Raw genomic sequence first — 20,239 nt, 5'->3', positions numbered from 1 at the left:
GGTCACCGCGCGCCGCTACGACCGCGAGGTCGGCCACGGCCGCAGGGAGACCCGCGTGACCAGAGCCCTCACGATCGCCGGCCTCGGCCTGGACTACCCGCACGCCGTCCAGGCCGTGCGCATCCTGCGACACCGCACCGACCTCAAGACCGGCACGGTCAGCCGTCAGAGCATCTACGCGATCACCGACCTGACCTCGCAGGACGCCTCGCCCGAACGGCTCGGCCGACTCGCCAGATCGCAGTGGACCATCGAGAACCGGCTCCACTTCGTCCGCGACACGACCTTCGCCGAGGACACCTCCAAGATCCGCACGGCACACGGCCCGGAGAACATGGCAACCCTTCGGAACCTTGCGATCAACGCGCTCCGCGCCGCCGGGCATCGCAACATCGCCGCCGGCCTCCGTCACGCTTCCTACGCGCCCTTCACCCGCCCGCTCGACCTCCTCGGCATCGCTTGACCAGCACAGTCACAAGATCACAGGACTTTGCAACGGCCCTGGTCTGGGACGTGCCGGTGACGATGTTCAGTTCGCCGAGCCGGAAGTCCAGGAGGCGCTTCTCGCCGCTCTTGCTGTAGAGGATGATCGACCGCAGCTGCACGCGCCTAGGGTCTCATGCCAAGCAGTGCGAAAACCGTCGAAGGGTTGTCCGTTCTGGTCATCCATCTCCCGGCCAGAGCGGCGGCTCGCAACAATTCGGCCAGTTCGCCGTCCGACCTGCCCGCACCGCCCAGTAGGCCTCGCACCGCACCATGCTCCACGGCGAGCATCCGGTGCCTGATACCGAACCGCATCCCCTCCCGAATCGCCGGCAGCAGTGAGGACGTCCGGGCGGGCAGCCCCGCCACCAGGACAGGATGCTCGCTGACCCACGACGACAGGTGGGTACGGACCGAGCTCGGCAGGGCCTGACGGGTGGGCCGGTGAAGGACCAGCGGCGCGATGATGAAGCTCAGCGGCCACACGATGAGCCGGCCGCCGCTCTCGCGTTCGTACGCCCGGGCGGCGGAAGCCTGCACCGCGGCGAGCAGCGCGGGGTTCAAGAACACGGCGCCGGCCTGCGGCCGGTCGCCCCAGCTAGGCACGGGCGGCCCTGGTCAGTGCCGTGACGCGCTCCTCGAAGTCCGGGTGCCAGCCGATCCGGCCGCGGTCGGCCAGCTCGTGGTGCTTGCCCCGCGCGAAGAACGCCTCGTCGTAGCGCTCACGAATCTGATATCGCGTCTGGTCCAACGTCTTCCTCAACAACTCGCGACCGGCCCGCTCCCGCTCCGCATCGGTGGCGTCCTCGCCCAGATCGTCGAGCATCCAGTCGAACTCACGCCCCCACTCATCGGAGAGGTTGCCCTCGAACTGCGCAAGCTCGTCAATGCCGACCAGGTCGTCCTCCAGCCACTCCACCGTCTGCTGGTACGCCCGGTAGTAGTCCACCATCGCCTTGTTCAGCTGCCGGGCAGCTCCCACCCACTGCAGCTGATGCACGAAGCACGCGTCCGCGAGCTCCTCCTCCGCCTCGGCAGGGAAGTCCCCCCTGTCGACCAGCGTCGGCAGCCGGCCCGCGGTGTAGTCGTCCCTGATCCGGCTCACGGAAGCCATCAGCCGGTCCACCGACACACTCGTCCGGCGCTTTTGCAGCATCTCCACTGTTTGCTCGTGCCACCACGCCCACAGCTGGCGCATGAACGGATCCTCGTGCCCCTGCGGCAGGCCGGCCCGCAGCCGTGTACGGACCGCCCCGTCAACGTCGTCGATGGTGGGGGAGCTGTCGACCACCCGCATCCGCCGAACGAACACCGCCCGCTCGGGAACCGGCAGCTCCAGGAACCTCTCTCGTGCGCCCTTGGTCCCCTTGGCCTCGGATTCCTTCGCCGCGGCGGTCAGCAAGTCCAGCGCCGCAACAGGATCCCGTCCCTCGAGGCGTAGCGCCGCCATCGCACTACCCGGCCGCGCCTGCTGAGTAGTCATCAGCGTCAACCACGGCCCGTCCGCATCGCCCGGATCATGGGTGTCCATCCACGACTGGACAGTCCGCCAGACGTCGTCGTCCTTGTCGCCGAGCGTCCGCACACCCCGGATGTGGTGCTTGACCTGCAAGAGATCCACCGGTCGCCCGTCCGCCTCCCAAGCGACATCATCGTGCAGCTCCAAGCTGATCGCCCCGTCCGGGCGTTCCTCCGCCCCGCGCAACAGCTCGAGCAGGGCCAGCTGCGCCTGAAACAGGTAGCCCAGAGCCGACGAGGAAGCCTCGTGTGTGGAGGATGCCATCTACCCAGTCTCCCGATCCTGCGTCCGCCCTGTCCAGGAGGCAATGAATCGAACATGTGAACCAAGGTGCAGGTTAGCGGCTCGACGTGGGGCGGTGTTCCCTTTTCGGACGCCTGGTGGCCTCTGGCCGCGGGTGTGGGGGTGCCTTGGTCGCTCGGAGAGGGGTGGGTTCTGGCGTGCTCGGGGCGCCGGGCTCCCCGCGCGGTTCGCGAGGATGACGTTGCCCGGCGAACCGCAGGACGCCGGCGAATCCTCTGGCGGCTCCCCGGGGCCCGGTTCACTAGGGTGGCGACGGCCGTCGGTGTTTTCCTGAGTCGCCTCTTCGACGCCGTTCGCCGGCGTGGGCCGTCAGCCGTTCACGGCGCGGGAGAGGCGTGTGGGCCACCGGTTGGCTCGTTGCCGCGACCTCGGAGCGGTGACTCCTCTCTGGCTCTCGCTGCGGGGGCGCGACGTCGTTCACCCCCGCAGGGGCGTCCGGAGCGGCCCTGCGGCGAGCTATGCCTGGCGACGGTTACTTACCCTTCTTTTTCTTCTCCGGTTTGAAGGTCATCTGGATCCGGGCGAGGGTCGGTGTGGAGCCGGCGGTTCTGACGCGTCGGGCGAAGCTGCGGAGGTTGACCTTGCTGAACGTCGGCAGACCCTGCGGGAGGCTCTGGGTTCCGTCGAAGGCGATGGCGTAGGTGATGTAGCGAGGCGGCCTGGCTCGGGCTGCTTCCTCGAGGCACGGGTTGACCGAGTCGATCGACTTCACCGCCTCGATGAAGGCGTCCCGGTAGGAGTCGTCCGAGACGATGGTCTGGGCGGCGACGAACCCCTGGGAGAACAGGTGGCTGAGGGTCTGGCTGCCGGTGTAGTGCTTGACGTGGATCAGGTAGCCGTCCTCGTGGAGGAGGTCGCACGCCTCGACCTGATCGCCGTTGCCGTCCTGCGGGTAGAGCGGGTACCGGTCCAAGCAGATGAGGTCGCTGCGGTCCTCGGTCGCCTTCGCGTTGTAGTGCTTCTCGTGGTTCTTTCCTGGCCCCCAGTCGTCCCAGGTGCGAAGGTTCAGCAGCGCGGTGACGTCCTCGATCCGGGCGAGGTCCTCGTCCAGCTTCTCGTAGTAGCCCTCGGCGAGGGCGTACCACTTGCCGAGGGTGAGCAGGTACCGACGCTGACCGTCTCCCGCTTCGAAGACGAGCCAATGCTTCAGGGGCTTGGCCTGGCTGGCCGGCTCGCCGTTGTCGTCGCGCGCCTGGACCTTGACGCTCTTCAGGCTGCCGACGGTGCTCCTGCCGGGAAGGTCGGAGATGGCCGAACGCAGGGACTCCAGCGACATCTCCTCGAACTCCTGCGAGTCGCTGCCCTTGATGGCGACGAAGTCGTGCAGGTTCTCGATGGACAGGTCGTCCGGAGGGGCGAAGGCGAGGAGGTGCACGTCCCAGGGGTCGGTACTCCCGGCCGGGCCCGTACCGGCTGTTTCGAACAGCTCCTGGGCCAGGCGCTGTTCCAGGCGCCTCACGATGTCACTGGTGGCGCGAAGCGGCTCCAGCGAGTCGATGAATGCGAGGTCCTGCGATGCCTCGCTCTGCAATGTGGCCTGAAGCATCTGCGCGAGAACATCGTGCACGGAGCGAAGGTCGGTATCGAGTTTGAACGACACGGAATCGGTTGCGACAACGGCCCCGAGTTCGGGGATCTCGACACCGTCTTCGAGGTCCCCTACCAGTTTCCGGGTGAACTCCCCTTCCAGCTCCACCTCGAAGCCGCTGATGGATGAGTTGGAAGGGATCTGAACCCATTGGGACCGGGCCGAGGCGTCGATCCGCCGACTCGCGATGCCGCTCACAGCATTGCTGTCGAAGGTTCGGGCGGCGAAGCGGAGACCGAAGTTGGCCTCGATGTGCGACCACTCCAGTGTGGAACTGCCGTAGCCGAAGCAGACAGCGAAGGTGCGGCCGTGAACGGGAAGGAAGATGACGAGCCGATGGGAGACGTTCTTGATGGCCTCGAGCTCGGAGAACGTGGGGGTAAGAAGCCGGGCCCAGGCGGGGACCTTCTCTGAGTTCTCCCTGAGGTAGGCAACGCAGCCTTCCGGGACGCCTTCGCCTGATGCGAGGCGGCGCATGCCCTGGCTATTTCCCGGGCGGTACTGGACCCGAAAAGCGCGGTCGTACGAATCAAGCCCGTCGCGCAGAAGGAAGCAGTTGAACCTCAGCTTGGATTTGCTCGGTGCCACATAGCCCCCAAAGAGCGGTGAGAGGCATCAGGATAAGGTCGTACGCGGCGTCCTACAACCATTTCCGCACAAGGGAACGTGCTCATACTCTGGCTGCCCACTGACAAGTGGTTCCGGTCGCAAAGCTGCGGCACGCAAGGCATTGAGCCGCGTGGAGGTCAAGCCCGGCCGCCTGCCGTCCAGCCGTCGATGGCGGGGATCAGGCTGGTTGTGCGAAGTTCGCCCAGCTGCCAGGGCAGGCAGGAGCGTTCGCCGAGGGTGGCGTCGAGATCGTGCTCGGTGGGGGTGGTGGGGGAGGGGAGTCGCCGGTGTCGGCCGCGGGCCGGCCGGGCAGACGCGGGGCCGCTCCGGGCGTTCTTCCGACCCGCGAACTGGCGGGGATGCTGGGAGGTCCACATCGCCAGGGTGTACAGGGCGGGCTCCAGGGGGATGCCCCAGCTGCCGACGAGGTCGGCGGTGCGGGCAAGCCACGTGCCTTCGTGCCCGTCGGTCAGGGTACGGCGCAGGCGCAGGCGTTCCCGGGCGGCGAGCGCGTGGGCGAGGCGGACGGCCTCCGGGTAGAACACCAGAGGGGCGACGCGCAAGTGATCGTGGCCGGCCCGGCCCAGAACACGCCGTCGGTCCTGCCATACGGGCCGCGCGCAGGCCCGGCAGGTTCCACCAGCACGAGAGCAGGGCGTAGGCGTCGGCGAACGCGGCGCGCCCGCCCGCGCCCAGCCGCCGCTCCATGAGCATTCGCTGCCGGTGCGCGTCGACGACCTCGGGCAGCGCAGCCAGAGCGATGGCGCCGGTACCGGGCTCGCGCCGGTTATCGAGCCAGCGGTCGTGGCGGGTGCACACCCGCCAGGTCGCCCCCGAGGCGAGGTAGGCCTCCAAGGCGGTGCCCTTGACGCGGGCGCACAGCTCGCACACCCGCACCAGGTAGCAGCCGGACGCCAACGGGATGTCGGTGTCCACGGGGAAGGTGAACGAGTCCAGCTCCGCGATCGACTGGCACTGGTACAGGATGTTCTCCAGGAACATGGGCAGCTGGACCAGGTCGAACGCGATCCCGGACTGCTCCAGCAGCTCCCGCAGCGTGGCAGCTTCGTCGGCCATCGCGCCCTGGCCGGCGGCGAACTGGATCCCCAGGCAGACGATCCGCTGCACACCGGCCCGCTGCGCGGCCCGCAGGTACATGCCGCCGATCTCGACCCGCCGGTCGATCGGGGGCACCATCAGCATGGTGTCCGTGCCGGACAGGGCCTGGGCCAGCGACGTGGGGTCGGCCGGCTCCCAGTCCCGCAGCTGGACCTTGATGTCGCTCACGGCACGCCCGGCGATACGAGCCTCCGGGATGGCCAGGCGCAGCGTCAGCTGCGGCGCGTCGGCGGCGAGCCGCCGCAAGGTGTAGTGGCCGACCTTGAAGAAGTTGCGGGTCGCTCCGAGCACGGTGACGGTGTCGGTGTTGGTCACGGCTGGTCCTTCTCTGCGGCGCCCCGGATGACGGGCCGCGGGTGGTCGAGGGCCGTACGCAGGCGCTGCGCGATCTCGTCCTTGAGACGGGGGTCGGCGAGACGGGGGAAAACGATGATCGAGTCCCCGTCGTAGCGCGGCACGACGTGCAGATGCAGGTGTTCTTCGCGGTTCGGGTGTCTCATGAGCCCTGAAATGCCAGGGCTTTTGGGCCGTCGGGTTCATCCGATCGTGGGTTGTCCGAGCTAGGTGTGTGCGGCAGCCGGCGTTCCGGTGAGTGTGGATGGGGTGCCCCGGGACGGGCGAGGTTGATCCGCCATCGAGCCTCTTTGACGCGAGGGTAAGTGGGGTCTTGCGAGCCCATGTGCCAAGGTGCGGTTGGCCGCAATGGTCGGCCCCGGGTTGCCCTGAAAGCCTGCGGGTATGCAAGCCCGCTCCTGATCACCGCGCCCGGGGGCGTCGCCAAGGTCCGTCGGGATGGTTCGCTTCGGTTCGAGATGGACGGTGGCGGCTCTCACGATTCCCCGGTCGTGAATCAAGAACCCTGAGCTCGCCGCTACCGGAGAGCGCCAGCCATGATGCTGCTGAACGGCACCGTCCAGGTCGATTCCGCAAGGCCTCGGAGTGGCTCTCGGTTCTGTTCGGCGCCACCCGGTCGCGGTACTAGCGCACCACGTGGGCGTCCATCTGTCATGCACTGCACAACGCATCGCGTAGCCGACCAGCTGGAGAGAGACTTGTAAGAGTGAGAGGAAGAGGAGGCGGCAGCGATGGTCGGGTGCAGCAGGCTTGCGACCAACCTTGATCTGGAAATGTTGGAGTGGGCGGCAAGCATGGGAAATGTCGCCGACGCTGCGTTACCGAAAAAGTCTGGGTTGGATGTATATGAGGAGATCGGGCACCGCCATCTACTCAGGTTTGTGATGGCCGAGCAGATCGGGGCGTTCAAAGACGGCTCGATTCAGAAGCACTTCACAACGCCAACTCCCTACCCGCCTGACGAGATCGTAGACATTCTCCACCTTCCGGCGGTTCATCGCCCCCGCCTCTGGGCTCTGGTACTCGATCCGCGGGAGATACCTAACATCTACGGGCCGCGACTGGTTAGATGGGGTCATGCCATCGAGTACCTACTTCCAGATGGTTTCCCCGAGGAGGCGCTCGTTTCTCGGTGGGAGGTGCAAGTCTCGTGACACGGGTGGATGAAGTGACCGACGGCTGGGTCCGCGAAATATCCGATTGGGTATCGGCGCACATCCCCTCCTCAGGCGCACAGGTCCTTAGCGAGGGAGCAGACCATCATGGGTGCCTTGAGTGGGTTATTTACTGGCCGTACGAGAACCTCGAACGCTACTTGATCCTCTCGGCGCTGCCGCTTAAGCGAGACGATGATGCTGCACCGGCAGAGTGTGAGATCTGGGTGGAAGCGGGCCACCAAACTCACTTCACGCGCCGCCTCACGCACTCGTCTCACATAACACATGCAGGGCTAAAATCTCTCGAAGGGCCTCTCAAGGAAGCGATGGGCATCATGCTGGAGATCGGGGAAGATGACCTAGTAGATTCGGTTCCCCGGCCGCTCTGGCGTACTGTTTCTGGTTTCGACATCGTCTCGAAGGTCGACTATCCGGAGGTCGATAACGCGATCAACCAAACCTCCCGCGAGATTGCCACCCGCTTTGACTTCAAGAACGCCGGCGCCGAGATCAGTCGGTCGGGCAACAAAATCGAGATGAAGGCTAGCGGCGAGGAACGGGTCCGGGCGATCCTGGACGTCCTGCAGACCAAGTTCATCAAGCGCGGACTCTCGCTGAGGGCCCTGGATGTCGCTGACCCCGAGCTATCCGGCAACGAGTACAAGATCTTCGCGGAGGTCAAGGAGGGAATCAACGCCGACGACGCCAATAGGGTTGCGAAGATCATCCGCGATGAGGGCCCGAAGAGCGTCAAGGCCCAGGTTCAGGGTGACGAGCTGCGCGTCAGCTCAAAGAGTCGCGACGACCTGCAGGCTGTCCAGGCCCTACTCAAGGGCAAAGACTTCGACTTCGCGATCCAGTTCGTGAACTACCATTAGAAGCCGATCTCGCGCTCGCGCAGTTCGCTGATCAGGTTCCCGCAGGGAACGGCCGTAGCGGTCGAGGGCGGAGGCCACCAGCGTGTCGTTGGCGGCAAGTAGAGCGTGGCACGCCGTCAGCTCGGCCCGCAGGTTGTCCTTGCCGGACGTTTGTCGGCGAGGAAGCGGCGGTAGCCGACCGCGGTGAGGGCGTCGATCTGGAGACGGTGGATGCCGCCCGCCCGAGACGGGCGGCGATCCAGTGGGCCGACACTCCGGCCGCGATGCCGCGCGAGATCTCCTCCCGGTCACCGATCGTCAGGTGCTACTCGGAGCTCGCTGCGGTGTCTGCCGAACACCGCCGCTGTGGGCGAGGAAGCTCCGCACCTTGTGTATCGGGGCGCCGGGGCCCCAACCCATCGAGTTGAAGGACTCACCCGCCCTCCACCCCTGCCAGATCTTGCGTCCTGCTCCAGCGGCAGGAGTGCGCCTACTTCCGTACCGGTAGCAGAGGGACACCCACCACGCCGAGATCCTGACGTGCCTTCTCGATGCTTGCCCGCAGTGGGTCACCGTCGATCAGCGGGCTGAGGGCCTCGGCGCCCTGGAGCAGCAGCACCGCCACGTGGACGACATACGCATGGCCTTCAACCTGGGCCTTTTGCAGGAGTTGCTGCGTTCCGTCCGACAGCTCCTGGATGTACGCGCCTGCCGTCGCCGTTGTCGTGTGCGAAAACGAGGAGAGGTGCGAGTAGACCGGGTACAGCTCAACCGAGCCGTACCGGTCGAGCTGGTCATGGAAGTTCTTGACCTCGTGCTGGTACTGCTTGAGCAGGGCCTCCTCCGCAGGAGTACGGACCGGCAGGGGGCCGGCCTTGGCCAAGGCCTGGTCGCGGTCCGCGCGGTACTTGGCCGCCTGGGGCCAGGCCGTGCTCTCCAGCTTCTTGATGAGCTTCTCGTCCTCCTCGCCAGCGTGCGCCACGACCGCGTCAAAGGCCAGCTCTCCGTTGGAGACCAGCCAGTTGACCGCGTAGATGTGGTTGAAGACTCCACGCACAACGGGCGCCAGCTCCACAGAGAAGCCGCTCTCGTCCCCAAGGAGTACCAGCTCCGCGCTGCGGCAGGCGAAGCGCCACCAGCCGTAAGCCAAGCCGAAGACCTTCTCGGTCCCCTGCGGTACAGAGAGAGCGTCGTTCTGCAGCATGTCGGTGGCAGCCTGCAGAAGGGTCCGGGCGGTTGCCCGGGCGGTTGCGGCGGCCTGCGCGTCGCCGACGGCGATGGTGGTGGTCATGAAGATGACTCTAGGGGCTGTGCTGCCATGGTTGCCGGGCTTCAGCGTGGTCAACTTCCGTCGACCGGGGGCTTTCTGATTTACCTTGGCTGGACCCCTGTTACACCCATAATGGTTCCGCCAGGTTGCCGCGCTGGCATCGGTTAGGTGCTCGTTCAAGGTCGTGTTTTTGCCCCTGTGGTTGCGGTGGGCCGAAGAGGGATGACACATCCGCCGGCCGCTGCGAGCTCTTGCCGAAGAAGCGTGCTGTCGTGGTGAAGTGCGGCAATGGCGGTGGCGGCTGCATCCAGCCGACGGCTGAGGAGGGTGCACTCGCGGGTCTTCTCCGCGAGCATCCGGCGGAGCCGGGTGATCTCCTCGTCGCGGCGGGCTTCGCCCGGTGTGGTGGTGCCATGTTCGGCGATGTGGGCGTCCCACCCGGCGAGGATCTCGGCAGCCCGATTCATGGTGGCTCGGCTGACCTTGGCTTCTCTCCAGAGGTTCTCCTTGGTGAGGCGTCCGTCGGTGTGCTGGGGTCGGCCGTCGAAGAGCCGTCGCATCGCGCTACGCAGTGCCTCGGCAGTCCGGGCGGAGACGCCGTCCTCGGTGACGGTTCGGTCGGTGGTCATGGCTCCTCCGTCGCGCGGACCTTGGCCAGGACGGCTTCGGTCCGTTCCAGTTCGCGGGTGATCAGTGTCTTGCGGACGGCTGGCAGGCCAGGGATGTCCAGCAGCTTGAGTTGAGTGCGCCGGTGCGAGTCGTAGATTGAGGTGACCCCCGCGATGTGGACACACCTGACAATGGATCTCGTAGATCCTGGAAGGTGAAGATCCGCGTGGCAAGGCCATCGAAGTACAGTCCGGAGTTCAGAGCCGACGCGGTCGCGTTGTGGCGGGCCTCGGCGGGCAGGCGGACGTTCAAGTCCGTCGCCGACGACCTCAACATCAACCACGAGACCCTGCGTACCTGGGTGCGCGAGGCCGAGGGGGCAGCGTCCTCCGGTGGCAGAGCGCAGGCCGGCGGGGCGGAGGACGAGCTGGCCCGGCTGCGGGCGGAGAACGCCCGGCTGGTCAAGGCGGAGAAGGAGTGGCAGTTGGAGCGGGAGATCCTGCGCCGGGCAGCCGCCTATTTTGCCAAGGAGATGAAGTGACGCCCCGCCGCTGGGACTTCATCTCCGCCAACGCCGGGGCCTTCGGCGTGCAGCGGCTGTGCCGGGTGCTCGGCGTCTCCCGATCGGGCTACTACCGTTGGCAGGCCGGCGCCCAGACCCGTGCCGCGCGCCAGGAGGACGAGGACGCCCTGGTCGAGGAGATCCGCGAGATCCACGCCGAGCACAAGGAGACCTACGGCGCGCTGCGGATCCACGCCGAACTACGCGGCTTCGGACACACCGTCAACCGCAAGCGCGTGGCGCGACTGATGCGCAAGCACCACATCGTCGGCCGCCACCTGCGCCGCAGGAAGACCACCACGATTCCCGATCCGCTCGCGCCGCAGGTCCCGGACCTCGTCCAGCGCGACTTCACCGCCACCGACCTCGACGAACGCTGGTGCGGCGACATCACCTACATCCAGGTCGGTGCGACGTGGCTCTACCTCGCCTGCGTGATCGACATCCGCTCACGCCGGGTGCTCGCCTGGTCGATGGCTCCCCACATGCGGGCCGGCCTCGTCATCGACGCCCTGCAGGCCGCGGTTGCGGCGCGGGGCCGCAAAGTTGCCGGAGTGATCTTTCATTCGGACCGCGGGTCCCAAACCAGGTTCAACCAGTGGACGCAACACCGGCTTGTTGGGTCGATCGTAGGTGGTCGTTGAGGGCTTCGGCGGGTGTCTTCCAGCCGAGGCTCTTGCGGGGTCGGCTGTTGAGCGCGGCAGCGACCGCCTCGATGTCCTCCGCCGCCCATCGGGACAGGTCGGTACCCTTCGGGAAGTACTGCCGCAGCAGGCCGTTGGTGTTCTCGTTGGTGCCGCGCTGCCAGGGGCTGTGGGGGTCGGCGAAGTAGACCGGGATGCCGGTCTCGATCGTGAACTGGGCGTGTGCCGACAGTTCCTTGCCACGGTCCCAGGTCAGCGACCGCCACAGCTGTTCGGGCAGGGTGCCGATCATTGCTGTGAGTGCGTCCTTCATCGTCACGGCGCCGTAGCCGGCCAGCGGCGGCCCGTTCTTGGTGCGGGGAACGACGCCGTAACCGTCCTGGCGGGGCAGGTGGACGAGCACCGTGAATCGGGTCGTGCGCTCGACCAGCGTGCCGATCGCCGACCGTTCGAGTCCGATCAGGAGGTCGCCCTCCCAGTGCCCTGGCACGGCCCGGTCGTCGGCCTCGGCCGGCCGCTCGCTGATCAGCACCTCGGGCGTGACGTGTGCCCACGCCGTCCGCTTGGATCGGGCGCGGGGCACCCGCAGGGCCCTGCCGGTGCGCAGGCAGGCGACGAGCTCGCGCTTGAGCGCTCCCCGGCCCTCGATGAAAACGGCCTGGTAGATCGCCTCGTGGCTGATCCGCATGGACTCATCATCGGGGAAGTCGACCTTCAGCCGGTTCGCGATCTGCTCCGGACTCCACGCCGTGACCCACCGGCGGTCGCCGCGGCGCGGCTTGTTCCTCCCGTTCCACGGCGCGGTCTCCGGTCCCAGGGCCGTCCCGTCCGAGCGGCTGACCTGGCCCGAAAGCCTTTCCTGCACGTAGTCCCGCAGCCGGTCGTTCGTGGCCAGCTTCACCGTCTTCGGACGCCGGGCCACCAGGTCGGCCTTCCACTGCGCGACCGAAGCCCGGTACTCCAACCGGCCGCCACGGGTCGCGGCATTGCGCCGCAGCTCCCGGGAGACTGTCGACGGATCCCGGCCCAGGCGTCGCGCGGTCTCCCGGACTCCCATGCCCTGCGCTTTCAGGATCGCGATCTCCTCGCGCTCGTGGAAGGAAAGGTACCTGCCGGTCTGCGGGGCGAGATCCATCGGTGGCATGCCGCCACCGTGCCGAAACCACCTGCAGCCCACCGCCTGGGATACGCCGACCGTGGCTGCCGCCTCCTCAGCGAGCAACCCCTTCGCGATCTCCCGCCAGAACTGGCGTTCCACCTCCCGCCGATGCGCCGGCGCCCCCGGCGACTTCATCGGCGACCGCCCGGTCAACGCCGCCATCCACCCTGCTGGCCTGCCCATCCACACCTCCGAGGACGAGGTGTTGCGACGACCAGTTGAATCCGCCCAATACGTATCGGCCGCGTTCGCCCGGGTCTGCGACTCACACGGCATCCGCAGAAGCATGGGCCGGGTCGGCTCGAGCTACGACAACGCCCTGGCCGAGAGCCTGTGGCAGGGGCTGAAGCGAGAGGTGATGCACAGGAAGCGGTTCCCGACCATGAGCCAGGCACGGCTGGAGATATTCCAGTGGCTCACCTACTACAACGCCCGCCGACGCCACAGCGCACTGGGCTACCTCTCCCCGATGGAGTTCGAACAGCAGCACCACGCAGCAGCTAAACTCTCACTCGCAGCATGAACCCCTGTGTCTACACTCCGGGGGTCACCTCACCACGGTCAAGCGCACCCCCTTTGGCAGGAACTCCACGTCCTTGGCGCCGAACCTCGTCACCTCCTCGGAGGTGCAGCCGGTAGCGTCCACCAGCAGGACTCGGAACGCGTGCAGGTCCAACGTGGTTGGGTACAGCCAAGCGACCAGTCGGCGCGCAAGAATCTGCCCCGCGGCGGTGGCCGGGATGCTGCCATCCGGCCGCATAGCAAGCTCCCGAAGGTCCTGCGGCCAGGCCGACGGTGCCGGCAGACGGGACGTGATGTCTTTCGGGCTGATCTGCCCTCGGGCCAGCCCCCAGAGGAGGTCGGGCAGGCACAGCCAGCTGCCCGTTTCGGGGTGCTTTCCCTGGTCGGCCAGGTGCCAACCGGCGGCGAGTCGGCTCTCCAGTTCGTTGACCGCCGCCCAGGCCGCTCGGACGAGGGTCAGTTTGTCCTTGCGGGAGAACTCATCGTGCTCGTTCTTCTCGCCCCAGGCGACCAGTAGTGGTCCGTGGGCCATACGGGCCAGCGCGGTGTCCGTGGCCCGATCGGGATGGTCATCCCTCCTGATGATCAGAGTTCGCAGGCTCCCCGCCAGGTATGCGGGCCAAGACGATCCCGCCCGGTAGGTCGCTGACAGCCCTCGCTCCCACTTGGCCACCAGGCGGAACATCAGCGGACTGGCCAGGTCGACGTCCCCCTCCGTGCCGGTGCCCTTCAGCTCGGCGTCCACGGCCTTGCAGAAGCGGTCGATGGCCCGCCGGTAGCCACTCGCCGCACTCGCGGTGATCCCGGTGGACTCCACGTACTCCACCCACTCGTCCGCAAGTTGGGCCGCCAGCCGCGAGCATCGGAACGCCCCTGGGTCGAACTCGACGAGCTGGCTTCGACCTTTGAAGCTTGGGCCGGAGACCGCGCGAACGCCGATCCGCCCCGCAGATCGACGCGGCCGGTCATCCTCGCCTTCGCTGGCCGCGTCGATGCCCTGGTAGTCCCGCCGTCGCGCCATCACCGACCACCGCCTGAGGCCCTCGACTCCAGGCCGAAGGCGTGCGCGGCGATCTGTGCGTAGGTGGCTTCCTCGTCTGGATCGCCGATCCAGCCGCAGAACGCCTCTTCAAACTCGTTCACCAGGTCGTCCGTGTACTCCAGGTAGGCATAGGTTGTTTCTGGGCTGGCGTGCCCGAGTCTGCGGCTGACGATCAGCAGAGGGTTATGCCGGATGTGACCCGTCAGGTAGCGGTCGTGGCGTCTCCGGCGCGCAGTGCGGTCGGGTTCCTCGCCGTCCAGCAGCCGTTCCAGGTAGGACAGCAGCTGCAAGGCGAAGGTGTGCCGCATGTCGTGCCAGCGCCAGCGCTTGGCTGGCAATCGCGGCGTCGTGGCGTCCGCCCTTTCCTGCATCCGCCGCCAGGCCGCGTGTCGGTAGCGCTTCCAGGAGTCGGCGCCGGGCATCAGCCCACTGCGGCAGACGAACACGGCGAGCGCTTCCAGCCCGAACTCGCCCTCGTGAACCGCGATCCGCCGCAGGCTGGCCGGCATCGCCTGCATGTCGAACACGCGGCGGACCCCATCCAGGACCCCGGTGACGCGACCGCTTTCCGGATCGACGCGCGAGACCACGAACAGGTCCTCGTACCGGCGCCCCAGGCTCAGGGCCGCACCTGCCGTCAACTCCGGTCTTTCCAGCAGGACGTAGGTCTCCACCGAGCGGACCGATTCCTCGGGGGCGTAGACGGCGCGGGCCTTGCCGTACTTCGCGCAGGCTTGGACGATGAACTCGGCCGCTTGGCCCGGCGGGTTAACCCCGATCCCAAGCTCGGGCAGCAACACCGACGCCCACTCCCGCTGGCGCATCCCCGTGCCCAGTGCCAGGTCGGAGCCCGCCCGGTTGCGGTGCGGTGCCCAGCCCCGAAAGGCCCGGTCGACCCGAGAATCCGAGCACTGACCGCCCAGGCCGACGTCGCGGAAGTACCGGTACTGATCCAGCGTCAGGTGCCGGATGTCCATCCCGCGCCGCACCTGCGGCGCGAGCGGGTTGCGGCCTCGGGCCGCGACCCGCACTGGCCGCTGTGACAGATGCCCCTTGTCGACGGCGAACCCGAAGAACTGGTCGAGCAGCCCGGACTCCTTGCTCCAAGCCGACGCGCCGATCGGCCGCTTCTGCTGCTGGGTCCGGGCTTTCCTGTAGGCCACCACGTCCGACTCGGTGGCCGACAGCACATCGCGACCGCGGCTCTCCTGATGCCCGGCGAAGCGCGCCATGATCCGCCCGTAGTCCTTCAACGTGGACTCGGCCAGATCTGCGTACGACATGTTCCGCCCCCACGAGCACAGCGGCTCGATCGGCATCATCGTCTCGTCGTCCAGGTACACCGGTGTCCCGTCGGAGATCGACCAGTGCTTCAGCATCTGGACCACGTCGTCGCCCGACAACACCGAACACTCCAGGTAGCGGGCCGCTTCCTTCGAGTTCACCGAGAACAGCAGCATCTCCACACATCCCCTTGTGAGACATCCAGGAGACGAGAGATAGCACTGGCCGAAGGGGCTTCCGGACCATGTTCATCAGACTGAGCGATGCCTCATGAGACATATCTGAACTGCCCCAAGAAGAAGTGGAAGACCGTCTGGTGGGCGGACTTGCCGGTCGCGTGGACCAGGTTGATTCCAGAGGCGGAGCAGGAGTCGAGCATGGCGTTCGCGATGCGCTTGGCCGTGTCCATGACGCTGCGGAACGCTGTGTCCGGGATGTCGGTCAGGTCGTTGAAGTGCTGCTTCGGGATGACCAGGACGTGCCCGTAGGTTGCGGGGAGATGGTCGAGGAAGCACAGGACGTCCTCGGTCTCGGCGATGATCTGGGCCGCCGCTTCGCCGCTGATGATGGCGCAGAAGGCGCACGGCAGGTCAGCGTCGCCGTCCGGTTCCGGGTCCTGATAGTGGGACATCCACCGGGGGTCGAGGTTCACTGGCATGACGCGAGTAGGCCCTTTCTCTGTCGTGGTTGGTCATGATCGGCTGTGCGAAGGCTCCGAATTTCTGACCGATTGGTGTCGGTGGCCAGGTCCGCGGCGAAGAAGACCGGCAGGGTCCGCAATCCGTTCCGGAGGCAAGGACGCACGGTCCGCTCGGTGCTCCGCCGGACGGCGGCGGTCATCCTCGTCAGGCACCCGGGTCCTGGACGGAGGCGGTGCGCAGCGGATCCATCACCGCGGCCTCCGGCAACTGGCGGGCGAAGTTGCGTTCAGTGGACCTGCGGCGACGCACCGGCGGGACGGCCCCGCGGCGTCTCCTCGTGCAATCCGCTCAGGATCGCGGCAATGACGGGCAGCGGTCGCGGGATCTCCGGTCAGGCGAACGGATCGGCGGCCGTCAGAATGGGCGCCGCCCGGGGCCGCCGGCCGTCGGCGTCGCCCAGCTGGTGCTGCACCGCGATGCCGAGCAGCGTGAGCACGACCACGTGCCCCAGCGCCCAGCAGCCCGTGAGCGAGGCTCCCACGGAATCGCGGTGCTGGCCGCGGTGGCGGCCCTGGCCGCTCGGACGGGGCCGGTCGGGATGAGTTCGAGCAGATGCGGGCATGCGGATCGCCCTCCCCACGTACGAAGTTGGCTGCTGGGATTACGCGGGGAGGGCCCGACCCATCGAGTCTGTCCACAACCCCTGTGCTGTGACGCACAGTCAACTAGCCTGTGCAGGAAGTGTGGGAGTTGCCAGGTGTGTGCCAGTTGTAGGCCAGTGTGTAGTCCAGGAGCGTGGTGCGATGCCGGGGGGCCAGTCCATCGCCGAGATGATCACCGAAGCGCGCCTGGAACGCGGCTGGTCGAAGGCCCGCCTGGCGCGCGAGCTCGGCGGGGCCGAGGGCCGCGGAGGTGACGGGCCCGGTCGGCACGCCGTGTGGCGCTGGGAGAAGGGCGACGACCGCACCCCCGACTACTGGCTCCCGTACCTGCTCGACGTCCTCGAACTCGAACTCGAAGCCGGACAGGGCAAAACCGGCGAGAACGCAAGTCCCCGCCCGCCCGGCGATACCGTGGCCTCAGTGATCGAGCTGGGGAGGAGCGACGACGTGAAACGCCGGACGTTCATGACCGCATCGGGCGGATACGCCCTCGCCGCCCTCGGGCTGCCCGACCCCGACAGCATCACCCGGCGAACACGCGCACAGGCCGACGCCGCGGTGAGGGTCGGCCGCGGCGAGATCACGGCCGTCCGCACGATGGTCAAATCCCTCGGCGACGCGGCAGCGGAGATCGGCGGCGGCCACGCCCGCGCCACCGCCGTCCACTACCTCAACACCCACGTCTCGAACTGGCTCGAAGGATCCTGGACCGAGAAGAACGGCCGAGACCTGTACGCGGCCTCCTCGCAGCTCGTCCACCTGATCGGCTGGATGGCCCAGGACGAGGGAGACCAAGGCTTTGCCCAGCGCTACTACGCTCACGCCTTCCGGCTCGCCGCCGAGGCCGGCGACTCCGAGCTGGCCGCCACCGCGCTGCGCGGCCTCGCCGTCCAGGCCATCGACCTCGGCTACCGGGCGGCCGCCGTCCGGATCGCCGAGGAGTGCGTCGACCAGGCCAAGCGCCTCGACGACCCGAAGGCCCGCGCGTACTACGAGACGACCCTCGCCGACGCCGCCGCCCAGGACGGCGACCGCAAGACCGCGACCCTGATGCTGAGCACCTCGCAGCACCACATCGAGAGAGCGTCCCCGGAGCCCGGGACCTCCTGGGCCTCGCACTTCAGCATCGGCCGGTGGGCCCACCACTCCGGCATGATCCTCGCCCGCCTGGGCGACTACGACGCCGCGCAGGAACACCTGCACCACGCCCTCGACATCCACGGCCTCGACCGCCAGCGCAGCCGCGCCATCGTCCTGGCCGACCTCGGCACCGTCCAGTTCCGGCAGGAGAACTACGAGGCCGCCATCGCCACCTGGGCCGACTTCCTCGACTGCGCGGACGGCGTACGCTCCGTCAAGGTCACCGACGCCGTCGACGACATGCAGGCCCGCCTGCTCCGCATCCGAGGCGTCGGCGGAGCCGAAGACCTCAGCGAGCGGGCCCAGAACCTGACCTGACCCCGCCGGCCGCCGGGCGGCCCCCATCCACTCAAGATCACGACGTTAGGTGACCGAGACCCCGCTGAACCTGAGCGTGGTGGTGCTCACCAGGGGCAACCGCCCCGCGGAGCTCCGCGAGCTCCTCGAATCCGTACGGGCCCAAGACGGCGACGGCGAGGTCACCACCGTCGTCCTCGGCCAACGGGTCGAGCTCCCCAACCTGCCGGCCCACGCCGCAGCGATGGAACTGCCGGAGAACCTCGGCATCCCCGGCGGCCGAAACTCTAGCGTGCAGTGGTTCCGCGACCACACCAAGGCCGGCACCGTGGTCCTAGACGACGACGGCCTGCTCCCCGACAAGGACACCGCAGGAGACTCATCATGCTCCACCGCAGGGACATCCTCGCCGCCGCTGCCGTCGGCTTACCGCTCGTCTACGACAACCACGCCGGAGCGGCCAATCTCCGGGCCGACGCCCGCGGCGGTCGCGTCGACGAAGAGGAAGTCGCCACCGTCCGACTCCTCACCGCGACGTACCTTCTCGCCTTCCAGCTGGCCTGCGAATCCGGCTCCGCCGACCACGAGGGGTGGACGATGCGCGCACTCACCCACCAGGCCATCGAACGCGGCCACACCAAGAACTGCACGGCCCTCGCCGAAGCCGCCCTCACGCAGGCCCACGGCGAGGCGACCGCAGCACCGAAGCGCTCCTGATAGTCACCGCCGCCCGGGCCGACGGGGCCGCCGGCCTGCCCGTCCCGGCCGGGATCTTGTTCCTTGAGCCCGCCCACGCCCCGAGCCCAACCGCGGTCGTCCACGACATCCCGGATCCGATCCCGCCGACCGTCCAGGACATCGAGATCGCATCCCTCTCCCGCACCATCGACCTCACCCCGCTCGCAGCCCCCCAACCTGCGAGAGCTCCGCATCATCAACGGCGCCACGACCGACCTGACACCGGTCCGCGCCCTGCCCGTCGAAGTACTGGACGTCACCCTCGACTGCACCGACCTGACCCCCCTCACCAGCCACCACCACCTCACCGCCCTGAACCTGGGCACCACAGCCACAACCGACCTCACACCGCTGCGCGCCGTCCCGAACCTGCGCTGCCTGGACCTCTCCCGCACCGACGCCTTGGACCTCGCGGTCCTGGACGATCTCCCAGGCCTGCGCTACCTGGCCCTCACCCCGCAGCAGTGGTCCGTGCGCATGGACGCAGGCGCCGCGCCGCCCCACCTCGCCGCCGCACGTCTGGCGGGCGCCGATGCCAGTTGCGAGAAGGGCTCCGTCGGCAGTGCGCTGCTCCCGGACCCTTGCGGGGTGAGTCCGTACCGCGGGGACTGGCGCCGCAGAGACCGCGACGGGCTTGAACACGACGGCCGGACTTCCCGCCCACCGGAAAGTGCGATGCATGGTTCCCGTCTGGCGGTCTCTCCCGCGGCCTACCGCATCACGCGTTGAGCCGCGCCCGTCACCATGCCTAGCCTCCACCTCACAAGCCTCCGACAGCCCGCCCGGTTCCCGCACAGGCCACACGGATCCGGCCACGCGTGCTCGTCGCAGGTCTCTGGCGCCCGATGGCCGGCGCGCTCCGTGCAACCCGCGAACGATGACGAGCAACCAGGGAGAGCTGTGACGACCACCATGCCGGCAGCCGTGCAGCCGCTGGGCTACCCGAGCGAACTCGACGGTGACCTGCGTGACTGCGGTCTCGCCGAACCTGAGCGCCGGGAGATTCTCACCACCGCCTGGGAGTACACCCGCTGCGGCATCCCCGAATTCACCAACCGTGCCAAGTACCTGACGTTCGCCCGGTTGACCGCGCTGACGACGGTCGCAGAGTACCGAGGGCGCCTGGTGGACGTCGAACGGATGCTCCGGCCCGGCGGGCGCGTCCTGGGATACCCGGTCCGGGAGATGCTCGACTCGGTCTTCGCGGGAACGAGCGTCGGCGAGTCGATGACCCGTGAGTACGCCTCCTGCCTGCTGCTGATGGCCGCGAAGACGGGCGGCCGGCACCCTGTGCTGCACAGCCGGTTCACCCAGGCGCTAGCCTCATCGCCCGAGCTCTACTTCAGACTCCGTGACTGCGATGCCCAGGTACGGCTGTTCATCGCGGCGGCCGTCGCCTGCAACGACCTCGACCCGTCCTTCACCGAGGCCGAGTACCGGGCCATGTCCGAGCTGGGAATGTCCTTGTACGATGCAATCGCCTATCACAAACACCGTGCGGAGGCCGAGGTGTGCAACCTCTACGCCTACTGCGGCCCCGACCTGGAGTTCAGGAAGGCCGTCTACGGTGCGGCACGCTCGACCCTGTCAACGGCCATTGAGATGCCCAGGTGGGCGGTCTCGGGGTGTCCAGGCTGGTGGCCATCAGAAATCCATGCCTGTGGCCAGTGGTGTTCCTAG

The 20,239-nt window shown here is 67.7% G+C and carries 20 protein-coding genes and 2 pseudogenes; 9 read left to right on the top strand and 13 right to left on the bottom strand.

Going from position 1 to position 20,239, the window contains the following annotated elements; translation table 11 throughout:
• A partial coding sequence (locus ACIOFR_RS40160; protein ID WP_401005469.1) for an ISAs1 family transposase occupies positions 1 to 463 on the top strand: 463 nt, incomplete at its 5' end.
• 146 nt (positions 464 to 609) lie between these two features.
• Here the strand turns inward: ACIOFR_RS40160 and ACIOFR_RS40155 are convergent.
• The 4 genes from ACIOFR_RS40155 to ACIOFR_RS40140 all read right to left on the bottom strand — a co-directional run bounded on the left by ACIOFR_RS40155 (position 610) and on the right by ACIOFR_RS40140 (position 5,065).
• On the bottom strand, positions 610 to 1,089 hold the full coding sequence (locus ACIOFR_RS40155) for a three component ABC system middle component (RefSeq protein WP_401005467.1): 480 nt from the start codon (positions 1,087 to 1,089) through the stop codon (positions 610 to 612).
• Entirely contained in the window at positions 1,082 to 2,266 is a 1,185-nt protein-coding gene (locus ACIOFR_RS40150) for an ABC-three component system protein (protein ID WP_401005465.1), read from the bottom strand. The genes ACIOFR_RS40155 and ACIOFR_RS40150 overlap by 8 nt, the downstream gene beginning before the upstream one ends.
• Positions 2,267 to 2,777: 511 nt before the next feature.
• Positions 2,778 to 4,481, bottom strand: a complete 1,704-nt coding sequence (locus ACIOFR_RS40145; protein WP_401005463.1) for a DUF6119 family protein — start codon at positions 4,479 to 4,481, stop codon at positions 2,778 to 2,780.
• A 158-nt stretch (positions 4,482 to 4,639) separates the two neighbouring features.
• The gene (locus ACIOFR_RS40140) at positions 4,640 to 5,065 is read right to left on the bottom strand and encodes a hypothetical protein (RefSeq protein WP_401005462.1); all 426 of its coding nucleotides are present in this window, start codon (positions 5,063 to 5,065) and stop codon (positions 4,640 to 4,642) included.
• A gap of 359 nt (positions 5,066 to 5,424) precedes the next feature.
• Between ACIOFR_RS40140 and ACIOFR_RS40135 the strand changes: the two genes are divergently transcribed.
• Positions 5,425 to 5,874, top strand: coding sequence for a hypothetical protein (locus tag ACIOFR_RS40135; protein ID WP_401005461.1), 450 nt, complete (start codon positions 5,425 to 5,427; stop codon positions 5,872 to 5,874).
• A gap of 58 nt (positions 5,875 to 5,932) precedes the next feature.
• Here ACIOFR_RS40135 and ACIOFR_RS40130 read toward each other — a convergent pair whose 3' ends face one another.
• On the bottom strand, positions 5,933 to 6,121 hold the full coding sequence (locus ACIOFR_RS40130) for a hypothetical protein (protein WP_401005459.1): 189 nt from the start codon (positions 6,119 to 6,121) through the stop codon (positions 5,933 to 5,935).
• A 585-nt stretch (positions 6,122 to 6,706) separates the two neighbouring features.
• On the opposite strand from ACIOFR_RS40130, the gene ACIOFR_RS40125 reads away from it, so the two are divergent.
• Positions 6,707 to 7,129, top strand: coding sequence for a hypothetical protein (locus ACIOFR_RS40125; protein WP_401005457.1), 423 nt, complete (start codon positions 6,707 to 6,709; stop codon positions 7,127 to 7,129).
• 347 nt (positions 7,130 to 7,476) lie between these two features.
• On the top strand, positions 7,477 to 8,010 hold the full coding sequence (locus ACIOFR_RS40120) for a YajQ family cyclic di-GMP-binding protein (RefSeq protein ID WP_401005475.1): 534 nt from the start codon (positions 7,477 to 7,479) through the stop codon (positions 8,008 to 8,010).
• Between the two features lie 31 nt (positions 8,011 to 8,041).
• Here the strand turns inward: ACIOFR_RS40120 and ACIOFR_RS40115 are convergent, their stop codons facing one another.
• The 3 genes from ACIOFR_RS40115 to ACIOFR_RS40105 all read right to left on the bottom strand — a co-directional run bounded on the left by ACIOFR_RS40115 (position 8,042) and on the right by ACIOFR_RS40105 (position 9,888).
• Positions 8,042 to 8,263 (bottom strand): hypothetical protein, encoded by a 222-nt coding sequence (locus ACIOFR_RS40115; RefSeq protein WP_401005455.1) that lies wholly within the window; start codon positions 8,261 to 8,263, stop codon positions 8,042 to 8,044.
• 216 nt (positions 8,264 to 8,479) lie between these two features.
• Positions 8,480 to 9,280, bottom strand: coding sequence for a DUF5677 domain-containing protein (locus tag ACIOFR_RS40110; protein ID WP_401005453.1), 801 nt, complete (start codon positions 9,278 to 9,280; stop codon positions 8,480 to 8,482).
• Positions 9,281 to 9,435: 155 nt separating this feature from the next.
• Positions 9,436 to 9,888 (bottom strand): hypothetical protein, encoded by a 453-nt coding sequence (locus ACIOFR_RS40105; RefSeq protein WP_401005451.1) that lies wholly within the window; start codon positions 9,886 to 9,888, stop codon positions 9,436 to 9,438.
• 206 nt (positions 9,889 to 10,094) lie between these two features.
• Here ACIOFR_RS40105 and ACIOFR_RS40100 point away from each other — a divergent pair.
• Positions 10,095 to 11,014 (top strand): annotated as a pseudogene (locus ACIOFR_RS40100) (IS3 family transposase); the annotation flags it as partial.
• A 7-nt stretch (positions 11,015 to 11,021) separates the two neighbouring features.
• On the opposite strand, the gene ACIOFR_RS40095 reads toward ACIOFR_RS40100, so the two are convergent.
• Positions 11,022 to 12,395 (bottom strand): IS30 family transposase, encoded by a 1,374-nt coding sequence (locus ACIOFR_RS40095; protein WP_401005473.1) that lies wholly within the window; start codon positions 12,393 to 12,395, stop codon positions 11,022 to 11,024.
• A 64-nt stretch (positions 12,396 to 12,459) separates the two neighbouring features.
• Here ACIOFR_RS40095 and ACIOFR_RS40090 point away from each other — a divergent pair.
• Positions 12,460 to 12,756 (top strand): annotated as a pseudogene (locus ACIOFR_RS40090) (integrase core domain-containing protein); the annotation flags it as partial.
• A 24-nt stretch (positions 12,757 to 12,780) separates the two neighbouring features.
• Here the strand turns inward: ACIOFR_RS40090 and ACIOFR_RS40085 are convergent.
• From ACIOFR_RS40085 to ACIOFR_RS40070, 4 genes are all read right to left on the bottom strand, one after another.
• Positions 12,781 to 13,776, bottom strand: a complete 996-nt coding sequence (locus ACIOFR_RS40085) for a hypothetical protein (RefSeq protein WP_401005449.1) — start codon at positions 13,774 to 13,776, stop codon at positions 12,781 to 12,783.
• Positions 13,776 to 15,257 carry a hypothetical protein gene (locus ACIOFR_RS40080; protein WP_401005471.1) on the bottom strand — a complete coding sequence of 494 codons (1,482 nt, stop codon included), beginning with the start codon at positions 15,255 to 15,257 and terminating at the stop codon, positions 13,776 to 13,778. Before ACIOFR_RS40080 ends, ACIOFR_RS40085 begins: the two co-directional genes overlap by 1 nt.
• Before the next feature lie 92 nt (positions 15,258 to 15,349).
• A complete protein-coding gene (locus ACIOFR_RS40075) occupies positions 15,350 to 15,712 on the bottom strand; it encodes an HIT family protein (RefSeq protein WP_401005447.1) in 363 nt (120 codons plus the stop codon).
• Between the two features lie 401 nt (positions 15,713 to 16,113).
• Positions 16,114 to 16,263: a hypothetical protein gene (locus ACIOFR_RS40070; RefSeq protein ID WP_401005445.1), complete on the bottom strand. Its 150-nt coding sequence runs from the start codon at positions 16,261 to 16,263 to the stop codon at positions 16,114 to 16,116.
• Between the two features lie 262 nt (positions 16,264 to 16,525).
• Between ACIOFR_RS40070 and ACIOFR_RS40065 the strand changes: the two genes are divergently transcribed.
• From ACIOFR_RS40065 to ACIOFR_RS40055, 3 genes are all read left to right on the top strand, one after another.
• Positions 16,526 to 17,842 carry a tetratricopeptide repeat protein gene (locus ACIOFR_RS40065; protein WP_401005443.1) on the top strand — a complete coding sequence of 439 codons (1,317 nt, stop codon included), beginning with the start codon at positions 16,526 to 16,528 and terminating at the stop codon, positions 17,840 to 17,842.
• A 363-nt stretch (positions 17,843 to 18,205) separates the two neighbouring features.
• A complete protein-coding gene (locus tag ACIOFR_RS40060; RefSeq protein ID WP_401005441.1) occupies positions 18,206 to 18,538 on the top strand; it encodes a hypothetical protein in 333 nt (110 codons plus the stop codon).
• Positions 18,539 to 19,459: 921 nt separating this feature from the next.
• Positions 19,460 to 20,239: a hypothetical protein gene (locus tag ACIOFR_RS40055; protein ID WP_401005439.1), complete on the top strand. Its 780-nt coding sequence runs from the start codon at positions 19,460 to 19,462 to the stop codon at positions 20,237 to 20,239.

Origin of the sequence: Kitasatospora sp. NPDC088346, assembly GCF_044740765.1 — a bacterium.
GTDB lineage: Bacteria > Actinomycetota > Actinomycetes > Streptomycetales > Streptomycetaceae > Kitasatospora.
The sequence above is the reverse complement of the archived record's forward strand: the minus strand, read 5'-3'. Positions and strand labels throughout refer to the sequence as shown.

Coding starts and splice junctions, on each gene's coding strand:
- ACIOFR_RS40095 (WP_401005473.1), bottom strand. CDS start 12,395: ATGGCGGCGTTGACCGGGCGGTCGCCGATGAAGTCGCCGGGGGCGCCG.
- ACIOFR_RS40075 (WP_401005447.1), bottom strand. CDS start 15,712: ATGTCCCACTATCAGGACCCGGAACCGGACGGCGACGCTGACCTGCCG.
- ACIOFR_RS40130 (WP_401005459.1), bottom strand. CDS start 6,121: ATGAGACACCCGAACCGCGAAGAACACCTGCATCTGCACGTCGTGCCG.
- ACIOFR_RS40110 (WP_401005453.1), bottom strand. CDS start 9,280: ATGACCACCACCATCGCCGTCGGCGACGCGCAGGCCGCCGCAACCGCC.
- ACIOFR_RS40105 (WP_401005451.1), bottom strand. CDS start 9,888: ATGACCACCGACCGAACCGTCACCGAGGACGGCGTCTCCGCCCGGACT.
- ACIOFR_RS40125 (WP_401005457.1), top strand. CDS start 6,707: ATGGTCGGGTGCAGCAGGCTTGCGACCAACCTTGATCTGGAAATGTTG.
- ACIOFR_RS40060 (WP_401005441.1), top strand. CDS start 18,206: ATGCTCCACCGCAGGGACATCCTCGCCGCCGCTGCCGTCGGCTTACCG.
- ACIOFR_RS40135 (WP_401005461.1), top strand. CDS start 5,425: ATGTCGGTGTCCACGGGGAAGGTGAACGAGTCCAGCTCCGCGATCGAC.
- ACIOFR_RS40065 (WP_401005443.1), top strand. CDS start 16,526: ATGCCGGGGGGCCAGTCCATCGCCGAGATGATCACCGAAGCGCGCCTG.
- ACIOFR_RS40150 (WP_401005465.1), bottom strand. CDS start 2,266: ATGGCATCCTCCACACACGAGGCTTCCTCGTCGGCTCTGGGCTACCTG.
- ACIOFR_RS40085 (WP_401005449.1), bottom strand. CDS start 13,776: ATGGCGCGACGGCGGGACTACCAGGGCATCGACGCGGCCAGCGAAGGC.
- ACIOFR_RS40080 (WP_401005471.1), bottom strand. CDS start 15,257: ATGCTGCTGTTCTCGGTGAACTCGAAGGAAGCGGCCCGCTACCTGGAG.